Raw genomic sequence first — 14,455 nt, 5'->3', positions numbered from 1 at the left:
CGCGTGCCACAGTGGAGCGCGTGACCGCACCCGACACCCGTCCCGACCAGGAGCCGACGTCCGCGGCCACGGCCGGGCCGGGCCGCCCCTCGCGTGGCGGCGGACTCGCCGTCGGCGTGCTGCTGGCCGTCGCCCTGCCGCTGGCGGTCCTGTCGTCCGGCGCCCTGGTTCCCGGCACCCCCTGGTGGGGGCACGTCGGGGTGGCGGTGTCTCCCTGGGCGGTGTGGTTCGTGGCAGCGGGGATCGTCGTGGTCGTGCTGGGGACGATCGCGCTGCTGCGCCGGGCGTCGGTGGCGCGGGTCCTGGTGCTCGCGGCCGGCGTCGTCACCACGGTGTGCGCGTTCGTCGTCGTGACCCAGCAGCTGCTCGTCGCCCAGCACCACGACGTCGCCGTCCGGATCGGCGAGCTGTTCGCCGTGTCCCGGGGTGACGTGTCCGCCGACCTGCACGCCACCTACGGGCAGCAGGACGGCGAGGCGCAGGAGCTGTCCGTCTGGCTGCCCCGCACCGGCGGGGACGACGCCCCGGCGCCCGTGGTCGTGCTCGTGCACGGCGGCGGGTGGGCCACCGAGAACCGCCTGCAGCCGACCACGGCCTCGCACGCCGCCTGGTTCGCGCAGCAGGGCTTCCTGGCCGTCAGCGTCGACTACCCGCTGTCGGACGACGAGCACCACCGCTGGGACGTCGTCGAGCCGCAGGTGGCGTGCGCGCTGGTATGGGTGGGCCGGCACGCCGCCGAGCACGGCGGCGACGGCACCGCGGTCCACCTCGCCGGGGACTCCGCCGGTGGCAACGTCGCGCTGGACGTGGCCTACCGCGCCACCACCGGGGAGATCGAACCCGCCTGCCCCGGCGACCTGCCCCGCGTCGCCGCCGTCAGCACGCTCTTTCCCGTGGCCGACCCGGTGGCCTTCCACGACAATACCGACCCGGTCGTCGGGAGCAGGGCACGGGTGCTGGCCGAGCGGTACACGGGCGGGACCCCCACCGAGGTGCCCGAGCGCTACGCCGCGGTGACGCCGGCCGAGCACGTCGCCGCCGGGGCGCCGGCGACCCTGATGATGCTCGGGACGGCGGACCGTCTCGTCCCGCCGGCCGGCGCGCAGGACCTCGCCGACGTGCTCGCCCGGCACGGGGTGGAGCACGAGCTGGTCGAGCTGCCGCGGGCCGGGCACGCCTTCGACGTCGCCCCCGGGGGAGTGGGTACCCAGACCTGGCGCGAGCTGACGCTGCGGTGGTTCTCGGGGTCCTGAGGCGGTGGGCTCCGCCGACGGCGCTCGACGAGCCGACGGCGTCGACGGGTTCAGGAGTACGGGAGAATCGGCGGATGCCGCTCGTCCACGTCACCGACCCCGCCGACGCGCGCCTGCGCGACTACACCGACCTCACCGACGTCAAGCTGCGCACGGCCCGCGAGCCCGCCGAGGGGCTGTTCATGGCCGAGTCGTCCAACGTCATCCGCCGGGCGCTGGCCGCCGGGCACCGGCCGCGGTCGTTCCTCATGGCCGACAAGTGGCTCGACTCGATGTCCGACGTGCTCGCCGCGCACCCCGACGTGCCCGTCTTCGTCGCCGACGAGACCGTGCTGCACGAGATCACCGGCTTCCACCTGCACCGCGGGGCGCTCGCGGCCATGCACCGGCCAGGGCTGGCGAACGTCGCCGAGCTGCTCTCGCGCAGCGGCCCGGCTGGGGGAGCGCGCCGGGTGGCGGTGCTGGAGGACATCGTCGACCACACCAACGTCGGGGCGATCTTCCGGTCCGCGGCGGGCCTGGGCGTGGACGCCGTGCTGGTGACCCCGCGCTGCGCCGACCCGCTCTACCGGCGCAGCGTGCGGGTCTCGATGGGCACGGTCTTCCAGGTGCCGTGGACCCGGCTCGACGCGTGGCCGGCAGACGTCGGCACGCTGCAGGAACTGGGTTTCACGGTCGCTGCCCTGGCGCTCAGCGACGACGCCGTCACGCTCGACGATCTGGCCGCCGAGGCGCCCGACCGGCTCGCCCTCGTGCTCGGTACGGAGGGCGACGGGCTGTCGCGCGGTGCGGTGGCCGCCGCCGACCGTGTCGTGCGCATCCCGATGGCCGGCGCCGTCGACTCGCTCAACGTCGCCGCGGCCTCGGCGGTCGCGTTCTGGGCGACGCGCGCCCGCTAGATCGTCCCTCGGGACGGGCCGGACGGACCGGCCGGCCCGTCGCCCGCCGACCTCGCGCTGCGCAGCCGCTCGCGCGCCGTCCTGCCCCGCCGCGTGGCCGGCACCGCGCCGGTGACCGCCGCGAGCCCGAAGACCGAGGGCGCCCCGGCGTAGAGGCTCTCGTGGCCGCCCGGCGGGACCCGGAACGTCTCGTGCCAGACGGTGACCGCGCCGGGCACCCGACGGGCGCGGCGGTAGAACGCGACCCACGCGGGGCGGTGCCGCCGCGCGTCGTCGTTGGCGTACGCGTAGATGTCCTCCACGCTGCGCCAGTACTGCACCACCGTCGGTCCTCGGGCGCCCAGGAGGGTGGTGGCCCCGAGGAAGCCGGAGTCCGGGTCGGCGGCGAGCTCGGCGAGCATCGGCCCCATCGCGGCCAGGGCCGGCCACCAGGCGTCGGGCCGCCAGAGGCGTTCGACGCGTGCGCCGATGAGGAAGACGGCCAGCTCGCCGTCGTGGTCGTGCGTCGTCAGGGTGACCATCGTCGCTCCTTCATTGGATAGCAGTGCTATCCATTATTGGGGAGTGCTACTCTCCAATGTCAAGAGCGAGGAGGGGACGATGCGGATCTCGGGGCTGGCCGAGCGCACCGGGGTGCCGGTGGCGACGATCAAGTACTACCTGCGCGAGGGGCTGGTGCCGGCGGGCGAGGCGACGTCGCGGACACAGGCGTCCTACGGCGACCGGCACGTCGACCGGGTGCGCCTGGTGCGGGCGCTGACGGAGTCCGGCGGTCTCAGTCTTGCGGGCGTGCGGGACGTCCTGGCCGCCCTGGACGACCCGCCGGCGTCGCGGCACGCACTGCTCGGCGCCGCGCAGGGGGCGCTGCTCGCGGACGAGTCCGCCGACGTCGCGGACGACGCCGTCGGCGAAGGGGTCCGGCGCCGGGCGGCCGCCGTCGTCGCGGCCCGCGGGTGGTACGACGACCCGGTGCTGACCGCGCGGCTGGCCGTCCAGCTGCGCGACGCGGAGCGAGCCGGGGTCCCCGTCGGCGACGAGCACCTCGAGGTCCTGTGCGACGCGGCCGAGCGGGTGGCTCGTGCCGACCTGGCCACCGTGCCAGCGGCGCCGGCCGCGGCGATGCGACAGGTCGTGGTCGGCACGCTGCTGACCGACGCCGTGCTGCTCACGCTGCGCCGCTTCGCCCAGCAGCAGGAGAGCGGACGCGACGAGGGCGCCGACGGTCAGTCCGTCGGCTGAGCCTCCTGCGGCGCCGCGGCACCGGGGGCGGCGCACGCGTCTCCCTCGCACAGCGCCGCCCCGGGGTCACCGAGGACGACGAACGGTCCGGTGGGGGTGCCGTCGTCGGAGGGCCGGTCGGCGGGGCGGTCCGGGGTGCTCACGCGGCGTCCTCGGCGGCGGCCTGCCGGAGCGCGTCGACGAAGACCTCCACCGGCTGCGCGCCGGAGACCGCGAACCGTGAGTCCAGGACGAAGAACGGCACGCCCCGGATGCCGAGGGAGGCGGCCTGGGCGACGTCCTGGTCGACCGCGGCGCCGAACGAGCCGTCGGTGAGGACCCCCAGTGCCTCCTCGCGGTCCAGCCCGACCTCGGCGGCCAGGTCGGCGAGCTCGTCGTGGCGACCGACGTGCCGCCCCTCGGTGAAGTAGGCCGCGAGCAGGCGCTCCTTGAGCCGGGCCTGGTGTCCGTGGGCCAGGGCGTGGTGCAGCAGACGGTGCGCGGCCCGGGTGTTGGCCGGGTGGACCTGCTCGTAGTCGAAGGCGAGGCCCGCGCGGGCGGCGAGCTCCGTGGTGCGCCGCTCCATCTGGTGCGCCTGGTCGACGTCCACGCCCATCTTCGCGGCCAGCATCTCGGCGTGGCTGCCCGTGGTGTCCACGGGGAGGTCCGGGGAGAGCTCGAACGAGTGGTAGACGATCTCTGCCGGGACGTCGGCGACCTCGACGGCCGCCTCCAGGTTGCGCTTGCCGATGTAGCAGAACGGGCAGGCGATGTCGGACCAGACGTCGACACGGATCGGGGTGGCAGGCATGCGGGCGTCGCTCTCCTCGGGATGCGGTACGGGCCGCGGGGGGCCCGCCGTCGCCAACCGACCGTCCGGCACCGTTGTTCCGACCGGGGTGGCGCCCGGTGTGTGGTGCGGGTCACTCTTGCCGGAGCCTGGTCAGGTGAGGTTAGGCTGACCTACGTGACCGAAGCCGTGACCGACTCCCCGACCGAGACCTCCGTCGCGCCCCGCCCCTGGCGCATGTTCGACGTCGAGGTCCTGCGCGTCACGCGGCTGTGCCCCTCCTTCGTGCGGATCACCTTCACCGGTGAGGACCTGCACGAGTTCGCCGACAACGGCCGCGACCAGCGGATCAAGTTCCTGCTGCCCGCGCCGTGCGGCGGCTGGGAGTACCTGGACCGGCAGAACCCGGACTGGTTCACCTCCTGGCGCGCCCTGCCCGAGGAGCGTCGCAACCCGCTGCGCACCTACACCGTGCGCGCCGTGCGGCCCGCGCGGCGCGAGGTGGACGTCGACATCGTCCTGCACGGGGACACCGGTCCCGCCTCGCGGTGGGCGAACGGGGCCCGGCCGGGCTCGCCCCTGGTCATCCTGGGGCCGAACGCGGCCTACGACGGCGGCCCGCACGGCGGGCGCGAGTTCGCCCCGCCGTCCTCGAGCCACGCCCTGCTGCTGGCCGGCGACGAGACCGCCGTGCCGGCCATCGCGTCGATCTGCGAGTCGCTGCCCGCGGACGCCGTCGGGGAGGTCTTCCTCGAGGTGCCGCACGCCGAGGACCGCTGGACGCTCGCCGCTCCGGCGGGCGTGCGGGTCACCTGGTTGCCACGCGACGGCGCGGAGCACGGCGACGTCCTCGTCCCGGCCGTGCAGGACGCCGCCGACCGCCTGCTGGCGATGGGCGTGCGCCCGACGGCGGACGGCGCGGCCGCGACGCCGTCCGCCGAGCTGGCCGACGTCGACGTCGACACCGACCTGCTGTGGGAGGTCCCGGTCGACGCCGACGGGCGCCCCCTGGCGCAGGACACGGTGCTGTACGCCTGGCTGGCCGGCGAGGCCGGCGTCATCAAGACGTTGCGCCGCTACCTGGTGCGCACCAAGGGCGTGGACCGCCGGTCCGTGGCCTTCATGGGCTACTGGCGGCGCGGCCGCTCCGAGTGCTGATCAGTCCCGCACCACACCCAGGTCGTCGACGACCTCGACGCCCGGCGCGGCGCACAGCAGGTCGCCGGGCATGAGCAGCTTCGAGGACCGCAGCCCGGAGCCCATCAGGGCCGGGGCCGCGGCGTCGTCGAAGCGGCCGTCCACCAGGACCCGCCACGCGGCCGGCACCCCGATCGGGGTGATGCCGCCGTAGGCCATGCCGGACTCGCTCGTGGCGCGGTCCATCGGCAGGAAGGACGCCTTGCGGGCGTCGAGCAGCTTGCGCACCCGGGTGTTGACGTCGGCGAACGTCGTGGCGGGCACGACGCAGGCCGCGACGCGCTCGACCTCGCCGCGCCGGCCGGCCACCACGACGCAGTTCGCCGACGCCTCGGGCGGGAGCCCGTGGACCTCGTTGAGCGTCGCCGTGTCGGCGTGGTCGGGGTCGATCTCGGCGACGGCCACCTGTCGCGCGACCCGGGCGTCCGTGGCGGCCCAGTCGCGCAGCGCCGCGGCGACGGGCGCCGCCAGCAGGTCGGGCCGCTGCAGGGCGGGCTCCCACCCCAGGTCGCCCAGCGTGGGCAGCCCCGCCCCGGCGGTCTCGCTCATCGGCGATAGGTCCCGGTCAGCGTGGCGCGGGCGATGACGTGGAAGTACACGTTGAACGCGGCGTGCACGTTCGTGTTCTCGGTGGTCAGGCCGAGGGTGTCCACGTCGAGGGCGTGCACCGCGAAGACGTAGCGGTGGGCGTGGTCGCCGGGCGGCGGCCCGGCGCCCTCGAAGCCGATCTGCCCGCCGTCCGAGGTGAGCTGGAAGGCGCCGGCGGGCAGCCCGTCGCCGTCGGGCGACCCGGCACCGCGCGGCAGCGAGGTCACCGAGGCCGGGACGTCCAGGACGTGCCAGTGCCAGTAGCCCGACGGCGTGGGCGCGTCCGGGTCGAAGCAGCTGACGACGAACGACTTCGTCTCGGGCGGGAACCCGGACCAGGCCAGCGCCGGGGAGGTGTTGCCGCCGTCGGCGGCGTGGTCGGCAGCCATCGGGTCGCCCTCGGTGACGTCGGCGCTCGTGAGCTCGAACGTCGCCGGGACGGGCAGCAGCGAGTAGGGGTCCGGTGGGGTCGGCCGTGTGAAGTCCATGCCCCCACCCTGGTACGCACCCCCGGCGGCGGCAACGGCACACGCGGGCGGGCCTGCCCCGCGCCCTACGATCGCGGCATGACCGTGCCCACCTCGTGGCTGCTCGACGCCGACCCGGCGCTGCGCTGGCAGGTGGAGCGCGACCTGCTCGAGCTCGACGAGAGCGTCTGGCGCGCCACGCGCGCCCGGGTGGCGACCGAGGGGTTCGGTGCCCGGCTGCTGGCGCTGCAGGACGACGACGGCCGGTGGGCCGGCGGCGCGTTCTTCCCGGGCGGGCAGGCGTACTTCGCCGTGCAGCGCGCCGAGGTCGACCCGCCCCAGCCCTGGACGGCGACCACCTGGTCGCTCAACGCGCTGCGCGAGTGGGGCCTGGACGCCGCGGTGCTGCGCGCCCTTGACACCCCCGGCCGCCTCGCCCGGGGCTGCCGGTGGGAGTACGACGACCTGCCCTACTGGGGCGGGGAGGTCGACTGCTGCATCAACGCCTTCACCCTCGCCAACGGCGCCTGGCTCGGCGTGGACGTCGAGCCGGTCCTGGAGCACCTGCTCGAGGTGCGCCGGGCCGACGGTGGGTGGAACTGCGACTGGGTGGACGGGGCCACGGTCTCCTCGGTCACCTCGACGCTGAACGTGGTCTCCGGGCTGCTGGACTACGAGCAGCGCGTCGGCGGCGACGAGCGCGCCCGTGAGGCGCGTCGCACGGGCCAGGAGTACCTGCTGCGGCGCCGCCTGATGTACCGGCTGTCCACCGGCGAGCTCGTCGGCCCGTGGGTGCTGCCGGCCGAGTACCCGTACCGCGGCCGCTACAGCGTGCTGCGCGCGGCCGACCACGTCCGGCGCGCCGCGGCGTACGACGGCCTCGCCCCGGACGAGCGGCTGGCGGACGCGGTCGAGGTCGTGCGGGCGGCCCGCCGCGAGGACGGCACCTGGGTGCGCGACCGCCACCACCCGGGCGAGGAGTGGTTCGAGGTGGACGTCCCGGCCGGTGAGCCCTCGCGGTGGCTCACGCTGGCCGGGACGCTCCTGCTGCGGTGGTGGGACGGCGCGTGAGCGGCCGTCAGTCCTTGGGGCCGCCCGCGACGTACAGCACCTGACCGTTGGTGTACCCTGCCTCGGGCGAGCAGAAGAACGACACGGCCGCGGCGATGTCCTCGGGCCGCCCGACGCGGCCGGCCGGGACGTCCTTCGCGATGCCGGCCAGGAAGTCCTCCAGCGGCACGCCGACCCGCTGGGCGGTCTCGGCGATCATGTCGGTCTCGATGACCCCGGGGGCCACGGCGTTGGCCGTGACGCCGAACTTGCCGAGCTCGACGGCGAGGGTCTTGGTGAACCCCTGCATGCCGGCCTTGGCCGCGGAGTAGTTCGCCTGGCCGCGGTGCCCCTGGGCCGAGGTGCTGGACAGGTTGACGATGCGGCCCCACCCGGCGTCGACCATGTACCGCTGCACGGCACGGGTCATGAGGAACGCGCCGCGCAGGTGGACCCCGAGCACGGCGTCCCAGTCGTCGGCGGACATCTTGAACAGCAGGTTGTCGCGCAGGATGCCGGCGTTGTTGACCAGCACCGTCGGGGCGCCGAGCTCGGCGACCACGCGCTCGACGGCGTCGGTCACGGACTGCTCGTCGGCGACGTCCACGCCGACGCCGAGCGCGCGGTGCCCGTCCGCGACGAGGGTGGCGGCGGTCTCGGCCGCGGCCTCCTCGCGCAGGTCGAGCAGCGCCACGGCGTGGCCGTCCGCGGCGAGCCGGGCGGCGGTGGCGGCGCCGATGCCGCGGGCGGCGCCGGTGACGATCGCGACGCGGTCAGTGGTGGGGGTCATCGAGGGTCCTCTCGTCGACGGTGACGGTCGGGGGCGGGGTTCTCCCGCGCGCCCGGTCCAGTGTGCCAGGCCTCGGCGACCCGGTTGACACCCGACGCCGCGGCGCGTGTACTAGAGACATGTTCGAACAGACGTTCGAACAATGGTCGACGGTCCGTCGGCCGCCGCATCACCGGGGGGAGGGGGCGTGTGACCGTCGTCCCCGAGGCTCCCGCCCGCAGCGACCACGCCGCACGGCACGCGCGGGCGCTCGCCGCCCTGCGGTCCGCGGAGCGTGCGGCCCCCGCGCGGCCGCGGCCGACCCCGGTCGGCGTGCCCGGTCCCGGCGACGACGCACCGCCCGCCGCCGGGCCGCCCCGGACCGCCCCGCCCCGCGGCGGCCGCGCCGTGCACCCGGACCTCGCGCCGCTGCTGCCCGGCGGGGTGCTGCCCACCGGCGGCGTCCTGGCGGTGCAGGGGTCGACGAGCCTGCTGCTCGGGCTGCTGGCCGCGCCCTCGCGCGCCGGCGCCTGGACCGTCCTGGTCGGGGCGCCGGCCGTCGGGCTGCTGGCCGCCGCCGACGCCGGGATCGACCTGGCGCGCACCGTCGTCGTGCCCGCCCCCGGCCCGGACGCCCCCGCGGTGCTGGCCGCGCTGCTGGACGGCATGGACGTCGTCGTGGTCGGTCCGCAGGCCCCCCTGGCCGACGCCGACCGGCGCCGCCTCGCCGCCCGGGCCCGCCAGCGCGAGGCCGTCCTGGTCGCGACCGGCCGCTGGGCCGGCGCCCACGTCACCCTCGACGCCCGCGGCGGGACCTGGACCGGCGTGGACGCCGGGGCGGGCTGGCTGCACCGGCGCACCCTGCGCGTGCTGCGCACCGGGCGCGGGGCGTCCGCCCGCCCGGTGGAGATCGACGTCGAGGTGCCGCTCGGCGGCGAGCCGCCCCTCACCGCCCCGGCGGACACCGTCGCGCAGGACCGGCCCGGCCGGCCCGACGACCGGCACCTGAGGGTCGCATGAGCGCGCCCGGCCCCCGCGGGACCCGGCACGCCCCCACCACCCGCACCGCGGCGCTGTGGGTCCCGGACTGGCCGGTGGTGGCGGCCCTGGCCGCCGCCGGGCTGGACGCGCACGTGCCGGCCGCCGTCCTGGGCGCCCGCGCCGGCGGGGGCACGACGGCGGGGCGCAGCGTCGTGGCGACCTCCGCCGTCGCGCGCCGCGCCGGCGTGCGGCGCGGCATGCGGCGTCGTCAGGCCCAGGAGGCGTGCCCCGAGCTCGTGCTGCTGGAGGCCGACGACGAACGCGACGCGCGCACCTTCGAACCCGTGGCCGCGGCCGCCGAGACCGTCGTGGCCGGTCTGGAGATCGCCCGTCCCGGCCTGCTGCTGCTGCCGGCCGACGGCGCGGCGCGCTACCACGGCTCCGAGCCGGCGCTGGCCGAGGCGCTGGCCGACGCGGTGGCCGAGACCGGCCACGAGTGCCAGGTCGGGGTCGCCGACGGGCTGCTGGCCGCGGTGCTCGCCGCCCGCGCCGACGCCGTCGTGCCGCCCGGCGGGTCGGCGGCGGCGCTGGCCGCCCGGCCCGTGGGCGAGCTCGTGCACGCCGTGTGCGACCCCGGCGTGGTGGCGGCCGTGCGCGACGCCGTCGGGCTGTGGTGGCGCCTCGGGCTGCACACCCTGGGCGACCTCGCCGCCCTGCCCGCGGCGAGCGTGGCCGCCCGGTTCGGCGACCTCGGCGCCTGGGCGCACCGCCTGGCCCGCGGCGAGGACGAGCGCCCGCCCGCCCGCCGCCGGCTCGAGGCCGACCTGGCCGTGGACACCGCGCTGGACCCGCCCGCCGACCGGGTCGACGTCGCCGCGTTCGCCGCCCGCCGGCTCGCCGAGGAGCTGCACGCGCTGCTCGTGGCCCACGGCGTGGCCTGCGGGCGGCTGCGCATCACCGCCCGCACGACCGAGGGCGAGCTGGAGCGCTGCTGGCGCACCGACACCGCCGCCGGCGGGCTGTCCGCCGCCCGGATCACCGACCGGGTGCGCTGGCAGCTCGAGGGCTGGCTGACCGACGCCGCCCGGCGGCGCACCGGCACCGCGGGCTCGCCCGAGGTCGCCCCCGTGGTCCACCTCGCCCTCGCTGCCGAGGACGTCGCCCCCGCCGGCACCCACCAGCCCGCCCTGTGGGGCGCCGACGCCGGGCAGGACGAGCGCGCCCGCCAGGCGCTGGACCGGGTGCAGGGGCTGCTCGGCGGGGACGCCGTGCTCACCGTGCGCCGCGCCGGCGGCCGCGACCCGCGCCACCGGGTCCGGCTCGTGCCCTACGGCGAGGAGGCCGTCGTCGACCGCCCGCCCGACCGGCCCTGGCCCGGGGCGCTGCCCAGCCCGGCCCCGGCCACGCTGCTGCCCGAACCCGCCCCCGCCCGGCTGCTGGACGCCGCCGGCGCCGACGTCGTGGTCGACGCCCGCCTCGGGCGCAGCGGCGACCCGCACCGGGTGCGCTGGGACGACCAGGAGCACCGCGTCGTCGGCTGGGCCGGCCCGTGGCCGCTGGCCGAACGCTGGTGGGCGCCCGACGGCGGCACCCGGCGGGTGCACCTGCAGGCGGTGCTCGACGACGGGCGCGGGCTGCTGCTCGCCCAGACCGCGGGCGCCTGGACCGTGGAGGCGCTCTATGACTGAGCCCCGCCCGGCACCCCGGTACGCCGAGCTGCACGCCCACTCGGCGTTCAGCTTCCTCGACGGCGCCAGCCACCCCGCCGAGCTCGCCGCCGAGGCCGCCCGGCTCGGCCTGGAGGCCCTGGCCCTGACCGACCACGACGGCCTGTACGGGGTGGTCCGGTTCGCCGAGGCCGCCCGCGCCGTCGGGCTGCCCACCGTGTTCGGCGCCGAGCTGCACCTGCCCGCCCCCGTGCCCGGCGGCGCGCCGGTGCTCGACGAGCCCACCGGCGTGCCCGACCCGCGCGCCACGCACCTGCTCGTGCTCGCCCGCGGCCCGGACGGCTACCGGAACCTGTCGCGCGCGATCGCCACCGCCCACCTGGAGGCCGGCGTCAAGGGCAAGGCCCGCTACGACCTCGACCGGCTCGGGGCCGAGGCCGACGGGCAGTGGCTGGTGCTCACCGGCTGCCGCAAGGGCGCCGTGCGGCAGGCGCTCGAGCAGGCCCCGCCCGGCACGGACCCGCTGCGCGCCGCCCGCCGCGAGCTCGACCGGCTCACCGCCGTCTTCGGCCGCGACAACGTGGCCGTGGAGCTCACCGCCACCGGCGACCCCCGCGACGCCGACCGGCACCAGGCGCTCGCCGCGCTGTCGCAGGACGCCGGGCTGCCGCTGGTGGCCACCACCGCCGCCCACTACGCCCGCCCCCGCGACGCCGACCTGGCCGGGGCGCTGGCGGCCGTGCGCGCCCGCTCCTCCCTGGACGACCAGGACGGCTGGCTGCCCGGCGCCCCCACGGCGCACCTGCGCTCGGCGGCCGAGATGGCCCGGCTGCACCACCGGCACCCGGCCGCCGTGCCGACGGCCGCCGACCTGGCCGCCGAGTGCGCGTTCGACCTGCACCTGGTGGCGCCGCACCTGCCGCCGTACCCGGTGCCGGACGGCCACGACGAGGCGAGCTGGCTGCGCGAGCTCACCCACCGGGGCGCCGCCGAGCGCTACGGCCCGCGCCCCGGGCCCGGTGTCGCCGAGCGGGAGCCCGGGGCGTGGGCGCAGATCGACCACGAGCTGCGCGTCATCGACCAGCTCGGCTTCCCGGGGTACTTCCTCGTGGTCTACGACCTGGTCGAGTTCTGCCGCCGCGAGGGCATCCTGTGCCAGGGCCGCGGCAGCGCCGCCAACTCCGCGGTCTGCTACGCCCTGGGCATCACCGCCGTCGACGCCGTGCACCACGGCCTGCTGTTCGAACGCTTCCTGGCCCCCGAGCGCGACGGACCCCCCGACATCGACATCGACATCGAGTCCGGACGGCGCGAGGAGGTCATCCAGCACGTCTACGCCCGGTTCGGGCGCACGCACGCCGCCCAGGTCGCCAACGTCATCTCCTACCGGCCACGCTCGGCGGTGCGCGACGCCGCCCGCGCGCTCGGGTACGACGTCGGCCAGCAGGACGCCTGGAGCAAGTCCATCGAACGCTGGGGGTCGCTGCGCGGCCCGGACCCGGCGAGCCCCGCGGCCGACCGGACCGCAGGTGCCGCGCGGGCGTCCGACGGCGCCCCGGTCACCCGGCGCGACGAGCGCCGCGCCGAGGTCGCCGCCCGGTGGCGGCACGGCACCCCGCCGCGGCCGGACGCCCCCGTGGTCGACCCGCTCGCCGTCGACGGCGGGCTGCGCCGGGCCGATGACCCGCACGACGTCGTGCCCGCCCAGCCGCCGCCGTCGGCCGAGCAGGAGGGCCACATCCCCGCGGCGGTGCTGGACCTCGCCGAACGGTTCCTGCGCCTGCCCCGGCACCTGGGCATCCACTCCGGGGGCATGGTGATGTGCGACCGGCCCGTCATCGAGGTCTGCCCGGTCGAGTGGGCCCGGATGGAGGGACGCACCGTGCTGCAGTGGGACAAGGAGGACTGCGCCGACGCCGGGCTGGTCAAGTTCGACCTGCTGGGGCTCGGGATGCTCACCGCGATCCGGTACGCCTTCACCTCCGTCCGCGAGACCACGGGCCGGACCCTCGCGCTGCACACCCTGCCGGCCGAGGACCCGCGCGTGTACGACCTGCTGTGCGCCGCCGACACCGTCGGGGTGTTCCAGGTGGAGTCCCGCGCCCAGATGGCCACCCTGCCGCGGCTGCAGCCCCGGACCTTCTACGACATCGTCGTCGAGGTCGCCCTCATCCGGCCCGGCCCGATCCAGGGCCGCTCGGTGCACCCCTACATCGAACGCTCCCGGGGCCGCGAGGAGGTCACCTACCTGCACCCCCTGCTGGAGCCGTCGCTGCGGCGCACCCTGGGGGTGCCGCTGTTCCAGGAGCAGCTCATGCAGATGGCGATCGACGTCGCCGGGTTCACCCCCGCCGAGTCCGACCGGCTGCGCCGGGCCATGGGCTCCAAACGCTCCGTGGAACGCATGGAGGCGCTGCGCGGGCGCCTGTTCGCCGGCATGACCGAGCGTGGCGTGCCGCCGGACGTCCAGGAGGAGATCTACGACAAGCTGCGGGCCTTCGCCGACTTCGGCTTCCCCGAGTCGCACGCCTACTCGTTCGCCTTCCTGGTCTACGCCAGCTCCTGGCTCAAGGTGCACCACCCCGAGGCGTTCTACGCCGGGCTGCTCGCCGCCCAGCCGATGGGGTTCTACTCCCCGGCGTCCCTGGTCGCCGACGCCCGCCGGCACGGGGTGCGCGTGCTGCGCCCGGACGTCAACGCCTCGGCGGCGCTCGCGGGCGTCGAGGCGCAGACGCACGACCCTGTCGCCGGCCCGGCCGAGCACGCCCCGGGGGCCCGTCCGGAGAGCAGGACGTGCCCCCCGGGCATGCTCGAGGAGGGCATCGTCGGCAGCGGCGGGGTGTCGCTCGACGTCGACGAGGCGCTGGCAGTCCGGCTCGGCCTCGGCGCCGTGCGGGGGGTGGGCGCCGACGTCGCCGAGCAGATGGTCGCCGAGCGGGCCGCGCGCGGGCCGTTCACCGACCTGCGCGACCTCGTGCGCCGCGTCGAGCTGTCCACCGCGCGCCTGGAGGCCCTGGCCACCGCCGGGGCGCTGGCCTCGCTCGGGGTGACCCGCCGCGAGGGGCTGTGGGCCGCGGGCGCGCTCGGACAGGAGGGGCCCGCCACGCTCGAGGGCGTCAGCGTGGGGGTGTCCGCCCCGGCGCTGCCCGGCATGGACCCCCTGGAGATCGACGTCGCCGACGCCTGGGCCACCGGCATCACCCCGGACTCCACCTCACCGCTGGAGCACGTGCGCGCCGGGCTGGACCGCCAGGGCGTGCTCACGGTGGCCGCGGCCGCGGCGACGGAGCCGGGACGCCGCGTCGCGGTCGGCGGGGTGGTCACCCACCGGCAGCGGCCGGGCACCGCCGGCGGGGTGACGTTCCTGTCCCTGGAGGACGAGACCGGGCTGCTCAACGTCATCTGCACCCCGGGGCTGTGGCGCCGGTTCCGCACCGTGGCGCGCGGCGCCCCGGCGCTCGTGGTGCGCGGACGGGTGGAGCAGGCCGACGGCGCGGTCAACCTGCTCGCCGAGCACCTGGCGCCGCTGCGCCTGCCGGTCACGACCCGGTCGCGCGACTTCCGCTGACAGCGCTC

14 protein-coding genes are annotated in these 14,455 nt (G+C 76.9%); 8 read left to right on the top strand and 6 right to left on the bottom strand.

Annotation, left to right across the window (positions count from 1 at the left end; all coding sequences use genetic code 11):
• The first annotated feature begins 20 nt into the window (after nucleotides 1–20).
• Both HLI28_RS15860 and HLI28_RS02180 read left to right on the top strand, forming a co-directional pair.
• Complete coding sequence (locus tag HLI28_RS15860; RefSeq protein WP_171245842.1) at nucleotides 21–1,253, top strand: alpha/beta hydrolase fold domain-containing protein; 1,233 nt, start codon at nucleotides 21–23, stop codon at nucleotides 1,251–1,253.
• Nucleotides 1,254–1,327: 74 nt separating this feature from the next.
• Nucleotides 1,328–2,152 (top strand): TrmH family RNA methyltransferase, encoded by an 825-nt coding sequence (locus HLI28_RS02180; protein WP_171245841.1) that lies wholly within the window; start codon nucleotides 1,328–1,330, stop codon nucleotides 2,150–2,152.
• Here HLI28_RS02180 and HLI28_RS02175 read toward each other — a convergent pair.
• Nucleotides 2,149–2,673, bottom strand: a complete 525-nt coding sequence (locus HLI28_RS02175) for a DUF4188 domain-containing protein (RefSeq protein WP_171245840.1) — start codon at nucleotides 2,671–2,673, stop codon at nucleotides 2,149–2,151. The two genes, HLI28_RS02180 and HLI28_RS02175, sit on opposite strands and share 4 nt — an antisense overlap.
• Before the next feature lie 43 nt (nucleotides 2,674–2,716).
• On the opposite strand from HLI28_RS02175, the gene HLI28_RS02170 reads away from it, so the two are divergent.
• Nucleotides 2,717–3,391, top strand: coding sequence for a MerR family transcriptional regulator (locus HLI28_RS02170; protein WP_343035570.1), 675 nt, complete (start codon nucleotides 2,717–2,719; stop codon nucleotides 3,389–3,391).
• On the opposite strand, the gene HLI28_RS02165 is transcribed toward HLI28_RS02170, so the two are convergent.
• Both HLI28_RS02165 and HLI28_RS02160 read right to left on the bottom strand, forming a co-directional pair.
• A complete protein-coding gene (locus HLI28_RS02165) occupies nucleotides 3,376–3,534 on the bottom strand; it encodes a hypothetical protein (RefSeq protein WP_171245839.1) in 159 nt (52 codons plus the stop codon). The two genes, HLI28_RS02170 and HLI28_RS02165, sit on opposite strands and share 16 nt — an antisense overlap.
• The gene (locus HLI28_RS02160; protein ID WP_171245838.1) at nucleotides 3,531–4,181 is read right to left on the bottom strand and encodes a DsbA family oxidoreductase; all 651 of its coding nucleotides are present in this window, start codon (nucleotides 4,179–4,181) and stop codon (nucleotides 3,531–3,533) included. The genes HLI28_RS02165 and HLI28_RS02160 overlap by 4 nt, the downstream gene beginning before the upstream one ends.
• Before the next feature lie 216 nt (nucleotides 4,182–4,397).
• On the opposite strand from HLI28_RS02160, the gene HLI28_RS02155 reads away from it, so the two are divergent.
• Nucleotides 4,398–5,318 carry a siderophore-interacting protein gene (locus HLI28_RS02155; protein ID WP_171245963.1) on the top strand — a complete coding sequence of 307 codons (921 nt, stop codon included), beginning with the start codon at nucleotides 4,398–4,400 and terminating at the stop codon, nucleotides 5,316–5,318.
• Here the strand turns inward: HLI28_RS02155 and HLI28_RS02150 are convergent, their stop codons facing one another.
• Nucleotides 5,319–5,906: a YbaK/EbsC family protein gene (locus HLI28_RS02150; RefSeq protein ID WP_171245837.1), complete on the bottom strand. Its 588-nt coding sequence runs from the start codon at nucleotides 5,904–5,906 to the stop codon at nucleotides 5,319–5,321.
• Nucleotides 5,903–6,433 carry a YbhB/YbcL family Raf kinase inhibitor-like protein gene (locus HLI28_RS02145; protein ID WP_171245836.1) on the bottom strand — a complete coding sequence of 177 codons (531 nt, stop codon included), beginning with the start codon at nucleotides 6,431–6,433 and terminating at the stop codon, nucleotides 5,903–5,905. The genes HLI28_RS02150 and HLI28_RS02145 overlap by 4 nt, the downstream gene beginning before the upstream one ends.
• Before the next feature lie 78 nt (nucleotides 6,434–6,511).
• On the opposite strand from HLI28_RS02145, the gene HLI28_RS02140 reads away from it, so the two are divergent.
• Entirely contained in the window at nucleotides 6,512–7,483 is a 972-nt protein-coding gene (locus HLI28_RS02140; protein ID WP_171245835.1) for a squalene cyclase, read from the top strand.
• A 7-nt stretch (nucleotides 7,484–7,490) separates the two neighbouring features.
• Here HLI28_RS02140 and fabG read toward each other — a convergent pair whose 3' ends face one another.
• Nucleotides 7,491–8,252 carry a 3-oxoacyl-ACP reductase FabG gene (fabG, locus tag HLI28_RS02135; protein WP_171245834.1) on the bottom strand — a complete coding sequence of 254 codons (762 nt, stop codon included), beginning with the start codon at nucleotides 8,250–8,252 and terminating at the stop codon, nucleotides 7,491–7,493.
• Nucleotides 8,253–8,441: 189 nt separating this feature from the next.
• On the opposite strand from fabG, the gene HLI28_RS02130 reads away from it, so the two are divergent.
• The 3 genes from HLI28_RS02130 to HLI28_RS02120 are packed head-to-tail and all read left to right on the top strand — an operon-like array spanning nucleotide 8,442 to nucleotide 14,447.
• Nucleotides 8,442–9,251, top strand: coding sequence for a hypothetical protein (locus tag HLI28_RS02130; protein ID WP_216077236.1), 810 nt, complete (start codon nucleotides 8,442–8,444; stop codon nucleotides 9,249–9,251).
• A complete protein-coding gene (locus tag HLI28_RS02125; RefSeq protein ID WP_171245833.1) occupies nucleotides 9,248–10,900 on the top strand; it encodes a Y-family DNA polymerase in 1,653 nt (550 codons plus the stop codon). The genes HLI28_RS02130 and HLI28_RS02125 overlap by 4 nt, the downstream gene beginning before the upstream one ends.
• On the top strand, nucleotides 10,893–14,447 hold the full coding sequence (locus tag HLI28_RS02120; RefSeq protein ID WP_171245832.1) for an error-prone DNA polymerase: 3,555 nt from the start codon (nucleotides 10,893–10,895) through the stop codon (nucleotides 14,445–14,447). Before HLI28_RS02125 ends, HLI28_RS02120 begins: the two co-directional genes overlap by 8 nt.
• Nucleotides 14,448–14,455: the final 8 nt, after the last annotated feature.

The sequence above is a fragment of the Isoptericola sediminis genome (genome assembly GCF_013085345.1).
GTDB classification, from domain to species: Bacteria; Actinomycetota; Actinomycetes; order Actinomycetales; family Cellulomonadaceae; genus Isoptericola; species Isoptericola sediminis.
This window is presented reverse-complemented; position numbering and strand designations above follow the sequence as displayed.

What these genes read in the sequence shown, in the direction of transcription:
- HLI28_RS02180 (WP_171245841.1), top strand. Translation starts at nt 1,328, where the DNA reads ATGCCGCTCGTCCACGTCACCGACCCCGCCGACGCGCGCCTGCGCGAC.
- HLI28_RS02175 (WP_171245840.1), bottom strand. Translation starts at nt 2,673, where the DNA reads ATGGTCACCCTGACGACGCACGACCACGACGGCGAGCTGGCCGTCTTC.
- HLI28_RS02160 (WP_171245838.1), bottom strand. Translation starts at nt 4,181, where the DNA reads ATGCCTGCCACCCCGATCCGTGTCGACGTCTGGTCCGACATCGCCTGC.
- HLI28_RS02155 (WP_171245963.1), top strand. Translation starts at nt 4,398, where the DNA reads ATGTTCGACGTCGAGGTCCTGCGCGTCACGCGGCTGTGCCCCTCCTTC.
- HLI28_RS02150 (WP_171245837.1), bottom strand. Translation starts at nt 5,906, where the DNA reads ATGAGCGAGACCGCCGGGGCGGGGCTGCCCACGCTGGGCGACCTGGGG.
- HLI28_RS02145 (WP_171245836.1), bottom strand. Translation starts at nt 6,433, where the DNA reads ATGGACTTCACACGGCCGACCCCACCGGACCCCTACTCGCTGCTGCCC.
- HLI28_RS02140 (WP_171245835.1), top strand. Translation starts at nt 6,512, where the DNA reads ATGACCGTGCCCACCTCGTGGCTGCTCGACGCCGACCCGGCGCTGCGC.
- fabG (WP_171245834.1), bottom strand. Translation starts at nt 8,252, where the DNA reads ATGACCCCCACCACTGACCGCGTCGCGATCGTCACCGGCGCCGCCCGC.
- HLI28_RS02125 (WP_171245833.1), top strand. Translation starts at nt 9,248, where the DNA reads ATGAGCGCGCCCGGCCCCCGCGGGACCCGGCACGCCCCCACCACCCGC.
- HLI28_RS02120 (WP_171245832.1), top strand. Translation starts at nt 10,893, where the DNA reads ATGACTGAGCCCCGCCCGGCACCCCGGTACGCCGAGCTGCACGCCCAC.